Source organism: Stenotrophomonas sp. DR822 (assembly GCF_019793815.1).
GTDB lineage: Bacteria > Pseudomonadota > Gammaproteobacteria > Xanthomonadales > Xanthomonadaceae > Stenotrophomonas > Stenotrophomonas indicatrix.
The window spans coordinates 2,387,501-2,406,520 of sequence record NZ_CP081826.1; the positions used below are offsets into that span (position 1 = coordinate 2,387,501).

General features: G+C 68.0%; 15 protein-coding genes. 10 read left to right on the plus strand and 5 right to left on the minus strand.

The genetic code is table 11. The annotated features are described in order from the left end of the window. Positions 1-111 precede the first annotated feature (111 nt). Positions 112-1,320 (minus strand): tyrosine--tRNA ligase, encoded by a 1,209-nt coding sequence (tyrS, locus tag K5K93_RS11035; protein WP_032977018.1) that lies wholly within the window; start codon positions 1,318-1,320, stop codon positions 112-114. A 167-nt stretch (positions 1,321-1,487) separates the two neighbouring features. Between tyrS and K5K93_RS11040 the strand changes: the two genes are divergently transcribed. After that, positions 1,488-2,957: a peptidoglycan DD-metalloendopeptidase family protein gene (locus tag K5K93_RS11040; protein ID WP_222387893.1), complete on the plus strand. Its 1,470-nt coding sequence runs from the start codon at positions 1,488-1,490 to the stop codon at positions 2,955-2,957. A 64-nt stretch (positions 2,958-3,021) separates the two neighbouring features. Then, a complete protein-coding gene (locus K5K93_RS11045) occupies positions 3,022-4,149 on the plus strand; it encodes an anhydro-N-acetylmuramic acid kinase (RefSeq protein ID WP_222387894.1) in 1,128 nt (375 codons plus the stop codon). An 87-nt stretch (positions 4,150-4,236) separates the two neighbouring features. On the opposite strand, the gene K5K93_RS11050 is transcribed toward K5K93_RS11045, so the two are convergent. The 3 genes from K5K93_RS11050 to K5K93_RS11060 form a co-directional block, all read right to left on the minus strand. Then, positions 4,237-4,467, minus strand: a complete 231-nt coding sequence (locus tag K5K93_RS11050; RefSeq protein WP_025879428.1) for a hypothetical protein — start codon at positions 4,465-4,467, stop codon at positions 4,237-4,239. Between the two features lie 80 nt (positions 4,468-4,547). After that, positions 4,548-5,912 (minus strand): MFS transporter, encoded by a 1,365-nt coding sequence (locus K5K93_RS11055; RefSeq protein WP_222387895.1) that lies wholly within the window; start codon positions 5,910-5,912, stop codon positions 4,548-4,550. Continuing rightward, the gene (locus K5K93_RS11060; protein ID WP_222387896.1) at positions 5,909-6,709 is read right to left on the minus strand and encodes an exodeoxyribonuclease III; all 801 of its coding nucleotides are present in this window, start codon (positions 6,707-6,709) and stop codon (positions 5,909-5,911) included. Before K5K93_RS11060 ends, K5K93_RS11055 begins: the two co-directional genes overlap by 4 nt. Positions 6,710-6,872: 163 nt before the next feature. On the opposite strand from K5K93_RS11060, the gene pyrE reads away from it, so the two are divergent. The 8 genes from pyrE to K5K93_RS11100 all read left to right on the plus strand — a co-directional run bounded on the left by pyrE (position 6,873) and on the right by K5K93_RS11100 (position 16,332). Beyond that, positions 6,873-7,532 carry an orotate phosphoribosyltransferase gene (gene pyrE, locus K5K93_RS11065; protein WP_025879424.1) on the plus strand — a complete coding sequence of 220 codons (660 nt, stop codon included), beginning with the start codon at positions 6,873-6,875 and terminating at the stop codon, positions 7,530-7,532. Positions 7,533-7,551: 19 nt separating this feature from the next. Then, complete coding sequence (locus K5K93_RS11070) at positions 7,552-8,226, plus strand: hypothetical protein (RefSeq protein WP_093821298.1); 675 nt, start codon at positions 7,552-7,554, stop codon at positions 8,224-8,226. 174 nt (positions 8,227-8,400) lie between these two features. After that, a complete protein-coding gene (locus K5K93_RS11075) occupies positions 8,401-8,493 on the plus strand; it encodes a potassium-transporting ATPase subunit F (protein WP_005407770.1) in 93 nt (30 codons plus the stop codon). 12 nt (positions 8,494-8,505) lie between these two features. After that, positions 8,506-10,215: a potassium-transporting ATPase subunit KdpA gene (gene kdpA, locus K5K93_RS11080; protein WP_222387897.1), complete on the plus strand. Its 1,710-nt coding sequence runs from the start codon at positions 8,506-8,508 to the stop codon at positions 10,213-10,215. A 9-nt stretch (positions 10,216-10,224) separates the two neighbouring features. Further along, positions 10,225-12,285 carry a potassium-transporting ATPase subunit KdpB gene (gene kdpB, locus K5K93_RS11085; RefSeq protein ID WP_222387898.1) on the plus strand — a complete coding sequence of 687 codons (2,061 nt, stop codon included), beginning with the start codon at positions 10,225-10,227 and terminating at the stop codon, positions 12,283-12,285. After that, positions 12,282-12,926, plus strand: a complete 645-nt coding sequence (gene kdpC, locus K5K93_RS11090; protein WP_222387899.1) for a potassium-transporting ATPase subunit KdpC — start codon at positions 12,282-12,284, stop codon at positions 12,924-12,926. Before kdpB ends, kdpC begins: the two co-directional genes overlap by 4 nt. Before the next feature lie 51 nt (positions 12,927-12,977). After that, on the plus strand, positions 12,978-15,638 hold the full coding sequence (locus K5K93_RS11095; protein ID WP_222387900.1) for a sensor histidine kinase KdpD: 2,661 nt from the start codon (positions 12,978-12,980) through the stop codon (positions 15,636-15,638). Continuing rightward, positions 15,619-16,332: a response regulator transcription factor gene (locus K5K93_RS11100; RefSeq protein WP_080150427.1), complete on the plus strand. Its 714-nt coding sequence runs from the start codon at positions 15,619-15,621 to the stop codon at positions 16,330-16,332. The genes K5K93_RS11095 and K5K93_RS11100 overlap by 20 nt, the downstream gene beginning before the upstream one ends. A gap of 336 nt (positions 16,333-16,668) precedes the next feature. Here K5K93_RS11100 and K5K93_RS11105 read toward each other — a convergent pair whose 3' ends face one another. After that, on the minus strand, positions 16,669-19,017 hold the full coding sequence (locus K5K93_RS11105; RefSeq protein WP_222387901.1) for a phosphomannomutase/phosphoglucomutase: 2,349 nt from the start codon (positions 19,015-19,017) through the stop codon (positions 16,669-16,671). Between the last annotated feature and the right edge of the window lie 3 nt (positions 19,018-19,020).

Genomic DNA, 19,020 nt, shown 5'->3' on the forward strand with positions numbered 1-19,020 from the left:
CATCCGTTCATGCAAAGGCGCCGCCGCAGGACCCCGCGAACAGCGGCAGAGCGCCAGCGCCGCTCTGCAGGAGCAGAAGCAGGGGCCGGCTGCGCCGGCCCCTGCCTCCGGTCAGGCAGCGACCAGGCGCACGCGGGCGAAGGTGCGCTTGCCGACCTGCAGCAGCCCCTCGAAGCCGGGCTGCAGTACCTGTTGGCCGTCTTCCACCACTTCACCGTCCACCTTCACCGCACGCTCCTTGAGCTTGCGGTTGGCCTCGGAGTTGCTCGGGGTCAGGCCGGCGGCGGTCAGCAGGGCCGCGATGCGCAGGCCCTCGGCCGGAATGGCCACATCCTGCAGCGGCAGCTGGGTGATGTCGCCCTGCCCGGTAACGGCGGCTTCCCAGCCGGCAATCGCCTGCTCGGCCGCTGCCGCATCGTGGAACCGGGTCGCCAGTTCACGGGCCAGGCGCAGCTTGACCACGCGCGGATTCAGGCCGGCGGCGATCTGCTCGCGCAGGGAGGCCGCTTCGGCCTGGCTGATATCGAAGGACAGCAGCTCGATCCAACGCCACATCAGGGCATCATCGACCTTCATGGTCTTGGTGACGATGTCGATGGCCGGCTCGCTGATGCCGATGTAGTTGCCCAGCGACTTGGACATCTTGTTGACGCCGTCCAGGCCTTCCAGCAGCGGCATGGTCAGCACCACCTGCGGCTTCTGGCCGTGGTGTTCCTGCAGGCCACGGCCCATCAGCAGGTTGAACTTCTGGTCGGTACCGCCCAGCTCGACGTCCGCTTCCAAGGCTACCGAGTCGTAACCCTGCACCAGCGGGTACAGGAATTCGTGGATGGCGATGGACTGCTGGGCGGCATAGCGCTTGGCGAAGTCGTCGCGCTCGAGCATGCGTGCCACGGTGTGCTGGCCGGCCAGGCGGATCATGTCGGCCGCGCTCATCTTGCCGAACCACTCCGAATTGAAGCGGACCTCGGTGCGGCTGCGGTCCAGCACCTTGAACACCTGTTCCTCGTAGGTACGGGCGTTGGCCAGCACGTCGTCGCGGCTGAGCGGCTTGCGGGTCAGGCTCTTGCCGGAGGGGTCGCCGATCATGCCGGTGAAGTCGCCGATCAGGAAAATGACCTGGTGGCCGAGGTCCTGGAACTGACGCATCTTGTTCAGCAGCACCGTGTGGCCCAGGTGCAGGTCAGGCGCGGTGGGGTCGAAGCCGGCCTTGATGCGCAGCGGGCGGCCTTCCTGCAGGCGCGCGCGCAGATCCTCGAGCTTGAGGATCTCGTCGGCACCGCGGCCGATCAGGGCAAGGGCTTCTTCAATCGAGGACACGTGACTACTCCCGGCAACGCCGTTTCTTATGTGGGGTGTTAAAGCGAAGTTAACCCGATCGGCTTCACAAAAGCCAATAGGCACAAGGGTTTGACGCGAATTTGTTAGGTGTCTATGTTACCGGCGTTTGGGCCCGCGTTCCCGGGTCAGCCAGAGACCGACATCTGATGCTCAATTCCGATCAAGGCCGCGCACGCAAGCAGCGCTTCCAGGAACGACTCCACGTCCTGCACGACAACGCCCTGCACCGGAAGCTGAGGCAACACCTTCCCGCTGCGTTCAATGAGCGCTGGACGCGCCGTCACTGGATGCACGCCAGCCTGTTTGTGACCATCGGCGCGCTGGTGGCCACGATCGTGCCGGGCTTCTCGCACACCATCGATGCGCCCTACGCCGACAGCCACACCAGCCTGGCACTGCCGTTGCCGCCGTTGGCAATGGCCCGCCAGCAGCAGATCCCCGGCGACAGCTGGCAGGTGCTGCGGGTGCAGCGCGGGCAGACCCTGAGCGACCTGTTCGACAAGGCCGGCATCTCCGCCACCACCCTGCACCGGGTGCTGGACCATCCGGGTGCGCGCGAATCGCTGACCAAGCTGCGCCCGGGTGCCGAGATCGCCTTCGACATGCCGCTGTCCGGTGACCTGCGCAGCATCCGCTTCGACCGCGATGCCGACAACCGGGTCGAACTGAGCCTGAGCGGCAATGACATCAAGGAAACGGTGACCAAGCGCGAGACATCCACGCGCACGGTGGTCACCAGCGGCGAGATCACCAGTTCGCTGTATGCGGCCGCGCGCCGTGCCGGACTGTCACCGTCGGCGATCGCGACGATGACCGACGACATCTTCAAGTACGACATCGACTTCTCCAAGGACCTGCAGCCGGGCGACCGCTTCAGCGTGGTGATGGATGAGACCTGGCGCGAGGGCGAGAAGGTCGATACCAGCAAGATCCTGGCGGCGACCTTCACCACCGGCGGCAAGACCTACTCCGGCTTCCGCTTCGACCGCAACGGCAAGTCCGAGTACTACGACATCAGCGGCCGTTCGCTGAAGAAGAGCTTCATCCGCATGCCGATCCCGTTCGCCCGGCTGAGTTCGACCTTCGGCGCGCGCAAACACCCGGTGCTGGGCAAGATGCGCATGCACAAGGGCGTGGACTACGCCGCGCGCACCGGTACCCCGATCATGGCCGCCGGCGATGCGCGGGTGCAGTTTGTCGGCGTGCAGCGCGGTTATGGCAACGTGGTGATCCTCGACCACGGCCGTGGCCACACCACTCTGTACGGCCATATGTCGCGCTTTGCCGGGATCAAGAATGGCCAGCGCGTGGCCCAGGGCACGGTGATCGGCTACGTCGGCTCGACCGGCCTGGCGACCGGCCCGCACCTGCACTACGAATTCCGCGTCAATGGCGAGCACCGCAACCCGCTGACGGTGACCATGCCGCCGCCGGAGCCGCTGAAGGGCGCCGAGCTGGTGGCCTTCCGGGCGCAGACCGCGCCGGCGATGGCCCGCATCCAGGGCATGGAGAAGCTGATCTACGCCGACGCCAGCCCCGCGCCGGCCGCCGAAGGCGCGAGCACCGAGGTGGCCAGCGCCAAGGACAAGGCACCGGCCGGCCGCAAGCGCGGCTGAGCCCTGCGTTGACGAAGGAGGACACGGCAGCACAAGCTTGCCGTGTCCTTTTTTTATGCCCGCCATGAACACCACTGCCGATCCGTCCCTTCCCCTCTACCTGGGCCTGATGTCGGGCACCAGCGCTGACGGCATCGATGCCGCGCTGGTGCAGTTCCCGGCCGATGGGGGGTGCCGCTTCGTGCACGGGCTGACCGCCCGCTGGGAGCCGGTGCTGCGGGCGCGGCTGGTGGCCCTCGGCGAAGGCGGCCCGCTGCAGTCGCTGGAGGAGCTGGGCGAACTGGACGCGCGGATTGCGATCAGCTTCGCCGCCGCCGCCAACCAGCTGCTGGAAGAAGCCGGTGTCGACCGTTCGCAGGTACGAGCCATCGGCTCGCACGGGCAGACGGTGCGCCATCGACCGTTGGCCGACCCGGCCTTCACCGTGCAGCTGGGCGACGGCAACCGCATCGCCGAGCTGACCAGCGTCACCACCGTGTGCGATTTCCGCCGCCGTGACGTTGCCGCCGGTGGCCATGGAGCGCCGCTGATGCCGGCTTTCCACCAGGACATGCTGGGTGCGGCCGATGAGGACCGTGCGGTGCTGAACCTGGGTGGGATCGCCAACCTGACCCTGATTCCCCGCGAGGGCGTCGTACGTGGCTTCGATACCGGCCCGGCCAACGCGTTGATGGATGCCTGGTGCCAACGCCATACCGGGCGCAGCTTCGATGCTGACGGCGCCTACGCAGCCAGCGGTGCGGTGGATGACAGCCTGCTGGCCGGCTGGCGCGCGGACCCGTGGTTCGCGTTGCCGCCGCCCAAAAGCACTGGGCGCGAGCAGTTCCACCTGCCGTGGGCGGAGGCACACATGGAGGAAGGCCAGTTCGCCGCAGCCGATGTGCAGGCGACACTGCTGGAGCTGACCGCGGCCACGGTGGTTGATGCGCTGCTGGTCCAGCAGCCGCACACCCGGCGGGTGCTGGTGTGCGGCGGTGGCGTGCGCAACGCCCAGTTGATGCGGCGGCTGGCGGCGCGGTTGCCGGGCGTGGTGGTGGAGTCCACGGCGCTGCACGGGCTGGACCCGGAGTATGTGGAGGCGATGGGGTTTGCCTGGCTGGCGCAGCGGACGATGGACGGGCTGCCGGGCAACCTGCCGAGCGTGACCGGGGCGACGGGGCCGCGGATTCTCGGGGCGATCCATCCGGCGTGAGGTGACGCCATCCGCCGGGCATGGCCCGGCGCTACCCGTCGGCGGTGCGCGGTAGCGCCGGGCCATGCCCGGCGACTCGACATCAGATCAATCGAAGCCTTGGCCGGCGGGAAGCGCCTGCAGTGCGGCGATCGCGTCGGAAAGCGCGTCGACTTCGGGATCGCCGAAGCCGGAGCGGACCTCCAGTTCACTGCTGAACAGGCCCTGCTCCAGCAGGACCGCACAGGTCTGTTCGTGGGTCCAGCCCCGGGCCACCGAGACCCGTTTGATGCGTTCCAGCAGCAGCGGGTCCAGGTCCCGCAGCACTACGTCGGCCATGCTCACTTCCCCGTTCGCAAGGCACCGCCCCCTCGGCGCGTCGGGGCGATCATCCCGCACGCCGGGGACGCGGGCAACTGTCAGGCCACGGCACGCCGGCGTTGCTGCAGAATCAGCATCGCGCACAGGATCACCACCGGGATCGCGACAAGGGCAGTACCGATGAAGAACAGTGCGTAGCCTTCCAGCAGCGTGCGTCCCTGAGCCAGGGTCTGCACCGACCAGCCGGAAAAGCCCTTCAGCGCCTTGCCGGGCATCGCGTAGAACGAGCTGAGCAAGGCGTACTGGGTGGCGGTATAGCCGATGCTGGTCAAGCTCGACATGTAGGCGATCAGCGCGGTACCCGCGAAACCGCTGGCGAAATTGTCGACGGCCATTGCGACAGCAAAGTGGGTGGTGTCCGGCCCCGAATAGGCCAGCCAGGCGAAGGCGAGGTTGGAGGCCGGGCCCAGCACGGCGCCAGCCAACAGCGCCGCCAGCACGCCCCAGCGCACGGACACCAGGCCAGCGGCGGCGATGCCGATGAAGGTGGCCACCAGGCCAACCGACCCACGCACAGCGCCCACGGTGTCCTCGTCCAGCCCGAGATCGACGTAGAACGGATTGGCCATTGGCCCCATGACGAAGTCGGCCATGCGGTAGACGCTGATCGCCACCAGGATCAGGATCGCGCCGCTGCGATGTTCGCGTACGAACGCCACGAACGGGCCGACCACTGCATCGAACAGGCCGCGTGGCGTCCACAACGAGGCGGCCTGCGCCTGCACTGCCTGGATCTCGCGGGCCGGCTCGCGGGCCATGACCACCGCCACCACGCCCAGTGCCATCAGCGCGGCCATCAGCTCATAGGACACCTGCCAGCCGACGCGGGCGGCGATGATCAGGATCAGGGCATCGGTGACCAGCAGCGCTGTGCGATAGCCCAGCGCGGACGATGAAGTCAGCAGGCCAAGCTGTTCACTGTTGTCTGCGCTCTCGATGCGCCAGGCGTCGATCACGATGTCCTGAGTGGCCGAGGCGAAGGCCACCACCACGGCCATCGCGCCGAAGACCACCACATGCTCCCAGGCGATTCCCAGCAGCAGCAACTGGCCGCCCTTGGGCTGGACCAACGCCATGCCGACCAGGCCCACCGCGGCGACGATCTGCGACAGCAGCATCCAGCCACGACGACGCCCCAGCCGACCGAACAGTGGCACGTCGGCCTTGTCGACGATCGGCGCCCACAGGAACTTCATCGTGTAAGCCAGGCCCACCCACGACAGGAAGCCGATGGTGCTCAGCTCGATGCCTTCCTTGCGCATCCAGAAGCCAAGCGTGTTGCCCACCAGGTAGATCGGCAGCCCCGAACTGAAGCCCAGCAGCAGCATCGCCAGCACCTTGCGCTGGCGCAGGTTGGCCAGCACCTGCCGCCAGGATCGGCGCGGCTTGGCAGCCTCGGTCACAGGTCGTAGTCCACGATGAACGGCGCGTGGTCGGAGAAGCGCTGGTCGCGGTAGATCGAGCAGCTGCGCAGGCGCTCACGCAGGCCCGGGGTGATGAACTGGTAGTCGATGCGCCACCCCACGTTGTTGGCGCGGGCGGCGCCACGGTTGCTCCACCAGGTGTAGTCCTCGCCGGTCGGGTTGAGCAGGCGGTAGGCATCGGCCCAGCCGCGACCTGCGCCCACATCGGTTGCCTGGCCATGGTCGGCACACAGGGCATTGAGCCAGTCGCGTTCCTCGGGCAGGCAGCCGGAGTTCTTCTGGTTGGACTTCCAGTTCTTGATGTCCAGCGCCGAGCGGACGATGTTCCAGTCGCCACACAGCACGTAGTCGCGGCCGCTGCGCGCCCATTCCTCGAGGATCGGCCGCAGCCACTCCATCACTTCAAACTTGAAGCCCTGGCGCAGGTCGCCCGAACTGCCGGACGGGATATAGAAGGAGACCACGCTGAGGTTACCGTAGCGCGCCTCGATGTAGCGGCCTTCGTCGTCGAACGGGGCCCAGCCCAGCGAGGTGATGACTTGGTCCGGTTCGCGCTTGCTGTAGATCGCCACGCCGCTGTAGCCCTTCTTGGTGATGGCATCGCGGTAGAAGCAATGGTGGCCGTCCGGGCGGAACATCGGGTCGGTCAGCTGGTCTTCCTGGGCCTTGGTCTCCTGGATGCAGAGGACGTCGGCGTCCTGGCCACGGAACCAGTCGAGGAAGCCCTTGGTGGCGGCCGAGCGGATGCCATTGGCGTTGAAGCTGATGATGCGCATGCAGAAGAACCTACGGCGGGAAACCGGGCAAGCATACCGGTTGCCTGCTGGGCTGAGCAGCCCGCGGGGGCAGCTGCCGATCCCCACGTGAAGGCGCCGGACGAGCGCAGAAAGCCCAGCTGGATTAGGATTTGCGCTCCAAATGAAGATGAATCGAGTTTTGATGAGCGACCACCGTCACCGTTTCCTGCAGCTGGCCCTGACCGCCGATGCCCTGCGCTTCGGCCAGTTCACCCTCAAGTCCGGCCGGCTGAGCCCCTATTTCTTCAACGCCGGCCGTTTCGACTCCGGTTCCCTGCTGTCTCAGCTGGGGGCGTGCTATTCCGACGCCATCGACGCCACCGGGATCAAGTACGACGTGGTGTTCGGCCCGGCCTACAAGGGCATTCCGCTGGCCACCGCAATGGCCTGCGAGCTGGCCCAGCGTGGCCGCGACCTGCCGCTGTCGTTCAACCGCAAGGAAGTGAAGGACCATGGTGAAGGCGGCCAGTTGATCGGCGCCGACATGACCGGCAAGCGCGTGCTGATCGTCGACGACGTGATCACCGCCGGCACCGCCATCCGCGAGGCGCTGGCGATCATCCGCGCTGCGGGCGGTATTCCGGCCGGCATCGTGGTGGCCCTGGACCGCCAGGAGATCGCCTCGGACAGCGACCATCGCTCCGCCGCACAGGCCGTGGCCGAGGAAGCCGGCATCCCGGTGATCGCCGTGGCGACGCTGGCCGACCTGCTTGATTTCGCGTCCGGAAATCCGGAACTTGTAGGTTACCGGCAGCCGCTGGAGGCCTATCGCGCCCAGTACGGCGTCCGTTCCACGCGCTGACCACCAGGGGGAAGGTCGCATGTTCCGAGTTCCTGCCATCGTTGCTGCCAGCCTGCTGCTGGTGATGCCGCAGACGCTGCTGGCACAGTCCAGAGGCAAGGCCGCAGACAAGAAGCTGTACTGCTGGAACGAGGGCAAGGAGCGGATCTGCAGCGATGCGCTGCCGGCCGACGCGGTCAACCACGCCCGCGATGAGTTCAGCGCCAACAGCGGCCTGCGCAACGCGCAGGTGCAGCGCGCGTTGAGCGACGAGGAACGCGCTGCCGCCAGCACGGCGGCGGCGCAGGTCCAACTGGACCAGATGGCCGAGCAGACCCGGCAGCGTACCGAACAGGCGATGCTGACCACCTACGGTGATGAGAATGCGCTGCGGCGCGTGTTCGCCGAGCGCCAGGAGGTGCTCGACAACAACCTCAAGACCGCCCAGTACAACGTGGCCAGCCTGCGCGAATCGCTGGTGGGCCTGCTTGCTGCCGCCGGCGACCGCGAACTGGCCGGCGCCAAGGTGGCCGACAAGCAGGCCCAGGCGATCGGCCAGCGCCATGCGCAGCTGCAGTCGCAGCAACGGCTGCTGGCCAGTTTCGAACAGCAGCAGCAGGCATTGAAGGTCGAAATCGAAAGCAGCCTGCAGCGCTATCGGCAGCTGAAGGGATTGGCGCCGGTGGACGTACCGGCACAGCCCCCGGCGGGTTGAACGGCGCGCTGCTCGCCGGGCATGGCCCGGTGCTACCGCATGCCGGGTTACGGCCTGGCCCCCGAAATTTATGCACTTTTTACGCGTCGGCCCTGTCCGGCGCGTAGTGCGTTTATGGGGGCGGGGACGACGATGGCGGCCTGAGGTGGAGGGGTTCCACCAGGTCTCAATTCCATGTCCCCCTGGCTGTCGTTGCTGTGTGGCGTGCTGGTGCTGGTTGCCGCCGCCTATCTTCTTTATGTCGTGCTGCGGCCCGAGTCGTTCTGAGCGGAGCCTGCCATGACTGAAATTCTTGCCATTCTTGCCGCCAGCCTGCTGCTGGCCTGGCCCCTGGGCCTGTATCTGGCCCGGGTGATGCGCGGCACGCCGATGAAGGTCGACGTGCTGTTCCACTGGATCGAAAAGCCGCTGTACAAGGTGCTCGGCGTTGATCCTTCACGTTCGATGTCCTGGCGCGGCTACGTGCTGGCATTCGTGCTCAGCAACGTGGTGATCGCGGTGCTGACCCAGGCCGTGTTCATGACCCAGGCGTGGTTGCCGTTGAATCCGGACCAGATCCCGAACATGCGCTGGGACACGGCGCTGCACACGATGATCTCGTTCCTGACCAACACCAACCAGCAGCACTATTCCGGCCAGGCCCAGCTGTCCTACTTCTCGCAGATGACCGGTATCACCGGCCTGCAGGTGGTGACGCCGATGATGGGCCTGGCGCTGGCCGTGGCCACGTTGCGTGCATTGTTCTCGCGCGCGCCGAAATCGGTTACCGCGCCCGCCGCGGGCGATGACCGCCAGGTGGCGGTGGGCAATTACTACGCCGACGTCGTGCGCCTGTGCGTGCGCTTCCTGCTGCCGCTGTGTCTGGTATGGGCGCTGCTGCTGACCAGCCAGGGCGTGCCCTCCACGATGGACGGTGGCCCGCAGGCCACGCCGATCGATGCCAGTGCCGGCATGGCGCAGCAGAAGCTGCCGCTGGGCCCGGTTGCGGCGATGGTCGCGGCCAAACAGCTGGGCGCCAACGGCGGCGGCTGGTATGGCCCCAACAGCAGCTTCCCGCTGGAGAACCCGACCCCGGTGTCGAACATGCTGGAGGTGATCGGCATCCTGCTGGTGCCGATGGCGGTGATCTTCATGATCGGCGCGTTCACCGGGCGCCGTCGTTTCGGCGCGCTGGTGTTCAGCTGCATGCTCGGCATGTCGCTGCTGTCCACCGGTGCGATGGTATGGAGCGAGGGCCATAGCGCCAGCGCGACCACGCCGCTGCTGATGGAAGGCAAGGAAGTACGCTTCGGCGCCGATGGCACCGCGCTGTGGGCGGCGGTGACCACCCAGGTCTCCAACGGTTCGGTCAACGGCATGCACGATTCGCTGAGCCCGCTGTCTGGCGGCCTGGCGATGGTCAACATGCTGGTCAGCGCGATCTGGGGCGGCATCGGCTGCGGCCTGCAGCAGTTCATCGTGTACCTGCTGCTGGGTGTGTTCCTGGCCGGGCTGATGACCGGCCGTACACCGGAACTGTTCGGCCGCAAGCTGGAAACGCCGCAGGTGCGCCTGCTGGCACTGCTGGTGCTGCTGCAGCCGATCACCCTGCTGCTGTTCACCGCGATCACGCTGGCCGTGCCCGGTCTGGCGGGCACCTCCAATCCCGGCTTCCATGGCATCAGCCAGGTGTTCTACGAGTACGTCTCGGCCTACGCCAACAACGGCTCGGGCTTCGAGGGCCTGGGTGACGCCACGCCCTGGTGGAACCTGAGCTGCTCGCTGGTGCTGCTGCTGGGCCGCTTCCCGCTGCTGATCATCCCGCTGGTGGTGGCCGCGCAGCTGGCCGCCAAGCGGCAGGCCCCTGAATCGGCCGGCAGCCTGCAGATCGAAACCCCGACGTTCGCCCTGACCCTGGTCTCGGTGATCGTCATCCTGACCGTGCTGCAGTTCATGCCGGCGCTGGTACTCGGCCCGATCGCCGACCACCTGAGCCTGGGACTGCACTGAGGACACCCCATGAGTAGTCACGCAACCGCAAACCGTTCCTCTTCCGTGGCTTCCCGCCCGGCCCTGCTCGATGCCGCCGGCCTGCGCCGCGCGCTCATCGAGGCCGTACGCAAGCTGTCGCCGATGCATCTGGTACGCAGCCCGGTGATGGCGGTGGTGATGGCCGGTACGATCGTCGCCGCGATCATCACCCTGACCGGCAATGCGCCACTGGGCTTCGGCCTGGCGGTGACCGCGATCCTGCTGGTCACCGTGCTGTTCGGCAATTTCGCCGAGGCCGTGGCCGAAGCACGTGGCCGTGGCCAGGCCGCCTCGCTGCGCCGCGCTCGCCAGGACCTGGTGGCGCGCCGTCTTGCATCGGCGCAGGCCGGTGCCAGCGAGACCCAGGTGCCCGCCGCGGAACTGCGCCCCGGTGACCATGTGATCGTCAGTGCCGGCGAGCTGGTGCCGGCCGACGGCGAGATCGTGCAGGGCCTGGCCACCATCAACGAAGCGGCGGTGACCGGCGAGTCGGCACCGGTGCTGCGCGAGGCGGGTACTGATCGCTCCGGCGTGATCGGCGGCACCAAGGTGCTGTCCGACCAGATCGTCGTACGCATCACTGCCGAGCCGGGACACAGCTTCCTGGACCGCATGATCGCGCTGGTGGAAGGCGCCAACCGTCAGAAGACCCCGAATGAAATCGCGCTGACCCTGCTGCTGGCGGCGATGACGCTGACCTTCCTGGTGGTGGTGGCAACGCTGCCGGCGATCGGTGCGTCGGTGGGCGTCAAGGTGGATCCGCTGCTGCTGATAGCGCTGCTGGTGTGCCTGATCCCGACCACCATCGGTGGCCTGCTGCCGGCCATCGGCATCGCCGGCATGAACCGTGCGCTGGCCGCCAACGTGCTGGCCAAGTCGGGCAAGGCGGTGGAAGTGGCCGGTGACGTCGACGTGCTGCTGCTCGACAAGACCGGCACCATCACCTACGGCGACCGCCAGGCCAGCCACTTCCACGCACTGGCCGGAATCGACGCCGACCAGCTGCGTGAGGCGGCGCTGCTGTCATCGCTGGCCGACCCGACCCCGGAAGGCAAGTCGATCGTGCGCCTGGCCCGCGAACAGGGCTGCAGCACCGCCGAGCCGGACCAGGCCGACTACCTGGCCTTCAGCGCGCAGACCCGCATGTCCGGTGTCGACCTGGTGCACGGCCGGCAGATCCGCAAGGGCGCTGCCGATGCGATCCGTGCCCATGTGCAGGCGCTCGGCGGCACCGTACCGGCCGAACTGGCCGGGCGCGTGGACCAGGTCGCGCGCAACGGTGCCACGCCGCTGGTGGTGGCCGAGGGTCGCCATGTGCTGGGCGTGATCGAGCTGTCGGACGTGGTCAAGCACGGCATGCGCGAGAAGTTCGCACAGCTGCGGGCGATGGGCATCCGTACGGTGATGATCACCGGCGACAACCCGCTGACGGCTGCTGCGATCGCCGCCGAAGCCGGTGTGGATGACTACATCGCCGAGGCACGGCCCGAGGACAAGCTGGCCCGCATCCGTGCCGAGCAGGCCGGTGGCCGCCTGGTGGCGATGGTCGGCGACGGTACCAACGATGCGCCGGCGCTGGCCCAGGCCGACATCGGCCTGGCGATGAATTCGGGCACGCAGGCGGCCAAGGAAGCGGGCAACATGGTCGATCTGGATTCGGACCCGGCCAAGTTGCTGGCGGTGGTGGAGGTGGGCAAGCAGCAGCTGATCACCCGCGGCGCGCTGACCACGTTCTCGCTGGCCAACGACGTGTCCAAGTACTTCGCGATCCTGCCGGCGTTGTTTGCCGCCACCGTGCCTGCGATGGCCGCGCTGAACGTGATGCAGCTGTCGAGCCCGCGCAATGCGGTGCTGGCGGCGCTGATCTTCAATGCCCTGGTGATTCCCGCCCTGATCCCGCTGGCGTTGCGCGGTGTGCGCTTCCGCCCGGCCACCGCAACGGCGCTGCTGCGCCGGAACATGCTGGTGTACGGCCTGGGTGGCGTGCTGCTGCCGTTCGCGGCGATCAAGTTGATCGACCTCCTTCTTGTCCTGGTATTCGGCGCATGAACCGTTCTGACTCCCCTTCCCTTTCCCGCGAGCTGAAGCGCGAGGCGCGCGTGGCCACGCTGCAGGATGGCGCCAGCTGGCGCCCGGCCATTGCCCTGGGCGTGGCCACCCTGCTGCTGGCCGGTGCGGTCTACGCCGGCATCGCCACCGGTTTTGCCGGCCTGTCCTTCCCGGCGCAAGCCGAAGGCAGCCTGCTGCGCGATGGCAGCGGCCAGGTGCGTGCGTCGGCATGGCTGTCGCAGCCGTTCACCGGCGATGGCTACTTCCAGGCGCGACCGTCGGCCGCCAACTACGACCCGATGGCGGCGGCCGGCTCCAACCTGGCCCGCAGCAACCCGGCGCTGGCCGAGCGTGTGGCGGCGAGCACCGCAGCCGTGGCCGCGCGCGAAGGCGTAACGCCCGCGCAGGTGCCTGCCGATCTGGTCACCCAGTCCGGCGGCGGCCTGGATCCGCAGTTGTCGCCGGCGGCAGCGCAGCTGCAGGTGGCCCGGGTGGCACGTGCACGCGGCCTGCCCGTCGAGCAGGTGCAGGCACTGGTGAAGGCCAACACGCAGGGCCGGCAATGGGGCGTATTCGGCCAGCCACGGGTGAACGTGGTGACGCTGAACTTCGCACTGGACCACGCGGCACGCGCGCCGTGATGCAGGGCTGCACGCGTTGCGCGCACAATGGCGGCCATGACAGCGGCTCCCATGACTGATCTGCGGACCCGCCAGGCCAACGCCCTGGTGGAAGGACTGCAACGCGAGGCCGGTGGCAAGCTCACCGTGTTCCTGGGCGCTGCGCCCGGCGTCGGCAAGACCTACGCCATGCTGACCCGCGCGCAGGAACAGCTGCGCCGTGGCGTGGACCTGGTGGTCGGGCTGGTGGAGACCCATGGCCGTGCCGATACCCAGGCCCTGCTGGAAGGCCTGCCGCGGCTGCCGCTGAAGGACGTGGCCTACCATGGCCACGACCTGCAGGAGATGGATCTGGACGCCGTGCTGGCGAGGAAACCCGCGCTGGTGCTGGTGGACGAGCTGGCCCATCGCAATGCGCCGGGCAGCCGCCACGAACGGCGCTGGCAGGACGTGATGGAACTGCTGGACGCCGGCATCGACGTCTGGACCACGGTCAACATCCAGCATCTTGAAAGCCTCAACGATGTGGTGATGCGCATCACCGGCGTGCGTGTCAGCGAGACCGTGCCCGATGGCGTGCTCGACCGCCTGCATGACATCGTGCTGGTCGACCTGCCACCGCGCGAACTGATCGCACGCCTGCAGCAGGGCAAGGTGTACGTGCCCGAGCAGGCCGCGCAGGCCCTGCAGGCGTTCTTCTCGCCGGCCAACCTGACGGCATTGCGCGAGCTGGCGATGCAGGAGGCCGCCGACCGTGTCGACAGCAGCCTGCGCGAAGCCCGCGCCGCGCGCGGCGAGAGCAATCTGCCGCTGCGACGTGGCGTGCTGGTGGCGATCGACGGCGGTGGCCAGAGCGAATACCTGGTGCGGGTGGCACGGCGCATCGCCGAACGCCGCGATGCACCGTGGACGGTGGTGACGGTGCAGGGGCGCCGCCAGGACGAAGCGACCCGGCGCGAGATCGATGCTGCGTTCGCGCTGGCCCGCCGCCTGGGCGGCGAAGCCGAGCTGCTGCATGGTTCAAGCATCGCCGATGCATTGCTCGACCACGCCGCGCACAACGGCGTATCGACGCTGGTGCTGGGGCGTACCCGCGAACGGCCGCTGGCGCGGATGTTCAACCGCACCCTGACCCAACAGCTGATCCAGCGCGGCGCGCACTACGAGATCACCATCATCAGCACGCCGCAGGCGCGTGCGCGTTCCCGTCGAGAGGGGCTGCTGCCACCGATGCGCGGGGTCAGCCACGAGCCGTTGCAGGCCCTGATCGCCACTGCCCTCGCCTGCGCGGTGGCATGGCTGGTCGAACGCTGGGTGGGCATGGCTGATCTGTCGATGGTGTTCATCGTGGCGGTAGTGCTGGTGGCTGCGCGTACCCGCGCCAGTGTCGCGGTGATGGCGGCGATCCTGTGTTTCCTCGCCTACAACTTCCTGTTCATCGCGCCGCGCTTCACCTTCGCCATCGGCGCGCGGCAGGGCGTGATCACCGTGTTCCTGTTCCTGGCGGCGGCGCTGGTGGCCGGACGCCTGGCGTCGCGCCTGCGCATGCAGGTGATCGCACTGCGCGCGGCCAACCGCCACGCACGCGCACGCCAGCAGCTGGGCCGGCAGCTGGCCAGCGCGGCCGGCAACGGCGAAGTGGCACAGGCCGGCCGGCATGCGCTGGAACAGGCAATGGACGTACCGGCCTGGCTGCGGATTGGCGCCGATACCGCGTCCGGTGGCCGCAGCCTGCCCGGTGATACCGATATGGCGGCGGCCGACTGGGCCCTGCGCCATGGCCAGCCCAGTGGCCGCTTCACCGATACCCTGGCCGGCGCGCAATGGTGGTTCCTGCCGCTGCTGGACGGCGAAGACCGCGCGATCGGCGTCGCTGGCCTGTACCTGCCGGGTGCGCAGGCGCGGCTGCTGCCCGAACAACGCCAGCTGGCCGAAGCGATGGTCGACGACATCGCCCAGGCCGCGTTGCGCACGCGCCTGGTGGCCGAGCTGGAACAGGCGCATGTAAGCAACGAGACCGAGCGGCTGCGCTCTGCCCTGCTTTCCTCGGTTTCGCACGACCTGCGTTCGCCGCTGGCAGCGATGATCGGCTCGGCCGACAGCCTGGCCAGCTACGGCGCGGCGATGGATCTGGCCGACCGCCGCGCGTTGCTGGACACCATCCTGATCGAAGGCGAGCGCCTGGACCGCTACATCCAGAACCTGCTGGACATGACCCGGTTGGGCCACGAGGGCCTGAAGATCAACCGCGACTGGATAGGCGTGGACGAGCTGATCGGTTCGGCGGCCCGTCGCCTGCAGCGCTACCAGCCGAAGGTACGGCTGGAGCTGGATATTCCGGCGACGCTGGCACCGATCTGGGTGCATCCGGCATTGGTGGAACAGGCAGTGTTCAACGTGATGGAGAACGCTGCCAAGTTCTCGCCTGCCGATGCCGCCGTGCAGGTGCAGGCGCGGGAGCTGGACGGTCAGCTGCGCATCGACGTGATCGATGCCGGCCCCGGCATTCCCGACGACGAGCGCGCCCGCATCTTCGACATGTTCTACAGCGTCGAACGCGGCGACCGCGGCCGGCACGGCACCGGCCTGGGCCTGACCATCTGCCAGGGCATGATCGGCGCACACGGCGGCAGCGTGCAGGCGCTGCCCGGGCGCGACGGTCGCGGTACCCTGATCCGCATCACCCTGCCCCTGCTCAAGCCAGCCTCCCACGATGAGTCCGACCCCGACTGATGCCAGCACGCCGGCCCCGCGCGTGCTGGTGATCGACGATGAAACCCAGATCCGCCGGTTCTTGGACATCAGCCTGCGCGCACAGGGCTACCAGGTGCGCCAGGCCGCGACCGGCCAGGAAGGCCTGCAGATGGCTGCCAGCGAGGACATGGACCTGGTGATCCTGGACATCGGCCTGCCGGACATGGAAGGCCACGAGGTACTGGAGCAGCTGCGGCAATGGAGCCAGGTGCCGGTGATCATGCTGACCGTGCGTGCCGGCGAAACCGAGAAAGTGCGTGCACTGGACAACGGCGCCAACGACTATGTGACCAAGCCCTTCGGCACCCAGGAACTGATGGCGCGGGTGCGGGCGCTGCTGCGCACACGCAGCGTGCCGACCGATGGCACGCCGCCGGTGTTCGACGATGGCCACCTGCACGTGGATCTGGTGCGCCGTGAAGTGGCGATCGATGGCGAGCTGGTGGCATTGACCCGCAAGGAGTACGCATTGCTGTCGCTGCTGCTGCGCAATGCCGGGCGGGTGGTCACCCAGCCACAGATCCTGCAGGAAATCTGGGGACCCACCCACCAGCACGACACCCACTACCTGCGCATCCTGGTCGGCAAGCTGCGGCACAAGCTGGGCGACTCGGCGCTGGATTCGCGCTACCTGTTCACCGAACCGGGCGTGGGGTTGCGGTTCAAGGGGTGAGGCGTGCCGACCAACGGTCGGCACCCACCAGACAAGTAGATCCACGCCATGCGTGGATGGACATCCATCGAAGAGCATCCACGCATGGCGTGGATCTACTGTGTCGAGCAAGGTCGACACCCACCAACAGCACCGGGAAATTGTCAGAGGTGGGGCGGTGTCGGAGTGCGGGGTGTCAGCCGCATGGATGCGGCTGCCAAGCCTACAAGGACGTACTTGCGGCGTCCCCGCACTCCGACACCGCTCCACCAACCCATGGAGTGCCCGCTGTTGCTGTTGAGGTTGCCGGCCAGCGGCCGGCACTACCGCGGGTGCCGGGCGCAGCCCGGCGCCACCTCAGAACCCCAGCGGGGTATCGCCCAGCACCGGCTGCAGCTGGCTGCGGAACAGTGCCTGGATACGCTCCAGCGCCGCCTCGTCGTTGCCTTCGAAACGCAGCACCAGCACCGGCGTGGTGTTGGAGGCGCGAACCAGGCCCCAGCCGTCGGCGAAGTCCACCCGCAGGCCGTCGATGGTCGACAGGCGACCGCCGACATACGGGTTGTCCTGCGACTGCGCAGCGGCCACCAGCATCGCCATCAACGCATGCGGGGTGCCCTCGGCCACCGGCACCTTCAGCTCCGGCGTCGCCACCATTTCCGGCAGTTCGGCCAGCACTTCGTCCGGCGTTTCCTCGCGCTGGGCCAGGATCTCCAGCAGGCGTGCAGCGGCGTACAGGCCATCGTCAAAGCCGAACCAGCGTTCCTTGAAGAAGAAGTGGCCGCTCATCTCGCCCGCCAGTTCGGCGTCGGTCTCGCGCATCTTCGCCTTCATCAGCGAGTGCCCGGTCTTCCACATCAATGGGCTGCCGCCGTTGCGCAGCACGTGATCGGACAACCTGCCGGTGCACTTCACGTCGTAGATCACCATCGCGCCCGGGTTGCGCATCAGCACGTCGGCGGCGAACAGCATCAGCAGACGGTCGGCGTAGATGATCCTGCCTTCACTGGTGACCACGCCAAGGCGATCGCCATCACCATCGAACGCCACGCCGAGGTCGGCGCCAAAGCGCTTGACCGTCTGCACCAGGTCTTCCAGGTTGGCCGGCTCGCTGGGATCGGGGTGATGGTTGGGGAAGGTGCCGTCGACATCGCAGTACAACGGGATGACTTCTGCGCCGATCGCTTCCAGCAGCTGCGGGGCGAAGGCACCGGCCACGCCGTTGCCCGCGTCGGCCACCACTTTCAGTGGGCGGTCCAGCTGCACGTCATCGGCAATACGCTGGATGTAATCGGCGGCGACCTCGCGCTGCTGGTAATCACCCGGCTCCGCAGCCTGCACCAGACGGCCTTCGACAATGCGCTGGTAAAGGTCGGTGATCGCATCGCCGGACAGGGTCTCACCACCGATGACGATCTTGAAACCGTTGTAGTCCGGCGGATTGTGGCTGCCGGTGACCGCTACACAGGTACCGGTGCGCAGGTGGAAGGCGGCGAAATACACCACCGGGGTCGGCGCCAGGCCGATATCGATGACCGCACAGCCGGCACGCCGCAGGCCTTCGGCAAGGCCGGCCGACAGTTCGGGACCGGACAGGCGCCCATCGCGACCGATCACCACCTCGCGCAGGCCCTGCTCAAGGGCGACGGTGCCGATGGCCTGGCCGATCAGCGCGGCGGTACGCGCGGTCAGCTCGCTGCCGACGACGCCGCGGATGTCGTAGGCGCGGAAGATGCCTGCAGCCAGCTCCTCGGCCGGAACCGGTGGCGGCGGAGGTGGCGCAGCCTCGGCCACGGCCTCGCCGGGCACCGCCGGCGGGACCATCTGCAGGCTTTCACGCAGGGTCGGGCCGTGATCGGCGTCGGCCACCGCGCTGCGCCGGCTGGGCAGCGGCAACGACTTCGGCAGCCGGCCACGGCCTACCACCAGCAGTGCCGCGATGAAGGCCAGCAGCAGCGCGACAATCGCGCTGGTCAGGGCTCCCAGCCCCAGCGGGCCAGGTTCCACATTCGGCACCCCGGCGGCCAGCCGCAACGGCGTTCCCGCCACCGGGCGCGCCATTGCTTCGGCGCTCTCGGACAGGCCGGTATCACCCTGTACTACGATGTTGTGCGTCCCCTGGCGCAGCGCCAGGAAGCCATTGCCGGGGGCCTGTACCTGGTCCAGCGGCGCAGTCAACCGCAGCAGCGGCTGGCGGACATAGACCACCGCCGGTCCGACACCGGCCAGCTGCACCGGTGCGGCCAGACCCAGGCGGTTGCCGCCGCCATCGCGGACCACGCGCAGGCTTGCCTTGCCGTCGGCAAGCGCCGATTCCAGCAGGGCCAGGCGTGCGTATCCAAAGGTGGCCGCGTCGGCATAGCCTGCGGCCAGGTCAGCGCCCAGCACCTCCACCTGTTCGACGCCGGTCCAGCTTTCCCGCAGCGCCAACGCGGCGCCGGCGGCATCACCGGCCTGCAGCGCCTGCTGCACGCGGTCGCCCTTCAACTGCTGCTGCAGCTGCTGCAACTGGCCGGAGGCAGCCTGCTGCAGCCCCTGCACAGCCTGGTCGCGCGCCTGTTCCAGCGCGTCCCCGCTGGCGGCCTGCCGCCACTGCTGCACCGCGCTCCAGCCGAACCAGGCGGCCAGCAGTACCAGCAGCACGCCCAGCAATGGCGCGCTGCGTCCCAACGTCTTTCCCCGCTGTGCTTCCCCGATGCCGCTCATCGA

What these genes read in the sequence shown, in the direction of transcription:
- kdpB (WP_222387898.1), top strand. Translation starts at nt 10,225, where the DNA reads ATGAGTAGTCACGCAACCGCAAACCGTTCCTCTTCCGTGGCTTCCCGC.
- K5K93_RS11040 (WP_222387893.1), top strand. Translation starts at nt 1,488, where the DNA reads ATGCTCAATTCCGATCAAGGCCGCGCACGCAAGCAGCGCTTCCAGGAA.
- K5K93_RS11060 (WP_222387896.1), bottom strand. Translation starts at nt 6,709, where the DNA reads ATGCGCATCATCAGCTTCAACGCCAATGGCATCCGCTCGGCCGCCACC.
- K5K93_RS11095 (WP_222387900.1), top strand. Translation starts at nt 12,978, where the DNA reads ATGACTGATCTGCGGACCCGCCAGGCCAACGCCCTGGTGGAAGGACTG.
- K5K93_RS11070 (WP_093821298.1), top strand. Translation starts at nt 7,552, where the DNA reads ATGTTCCGAGTTCCTGCCATCGTTGCTGCCAGCCTGCTGCTGGTGATG.
- K5K93_RS11045 (WP_222387894.1), top strand. Translation starts at nt 3,022, where the DNA reads ATGAACACCACTGCCGATCCGTCCCTTCCCCTCTACCTGGGCCTGATG.
- K5K93_RS11100 (WP_080150427.1), top strand. Translation starts at nt 15,619, where the DNA reads ATGAGTCCGACCCCGACTGATGCCAGCACGCCGGCCCCGCGCGTGCTG.
- kdpA (WP_222387897.1), top strand. Translation starts at nt 8,506, where the DNA reads ATGACTGAAATTCTTGCCATTCTTGCCGCCAGCCTGCTGCTGGCCTGG.
- K5K93_RS11050 (WP_025879428.1), bottom strand. Translation starts at nt 4,467, where the DNA reads ATGGCCGACGTAGTGCTGCGGGACCTGGACCCGCTGCTGCTGGAACGC.
- pyrE (WP_025879424.1), top strand. Translation starts at nt 6,873, where the DNA reads ATGAGCGACCACCGTCACCGTTTCCTGCAGCTGGCCCTGACCGCCGAT.
- kdpC (WP_222387899.1), top strand. Translation starts at nt 12,282, where the DNA reads ATGAACCGTTCTGACTCCCCTTCCCTTTCCCGCGAGCTGAAGCGCGAG.
- K5K93_RS11075 (WP_005407770.1), top strand. Translation starts at nt 8,401, where the DNA reads ATGTCCCCCTGGCTGTCGTTGCTGTGTGGCGTGCTGGTGCTGGTTGCC.
- K5K93_RS11105 (WP_222387901.1), bottom strand. Translation starts at nt 19,017, where the DNA reads ATGAGCGGCATCGGGGAAGCACAGCGGGGAAAGACGTTGGGACGCAGC.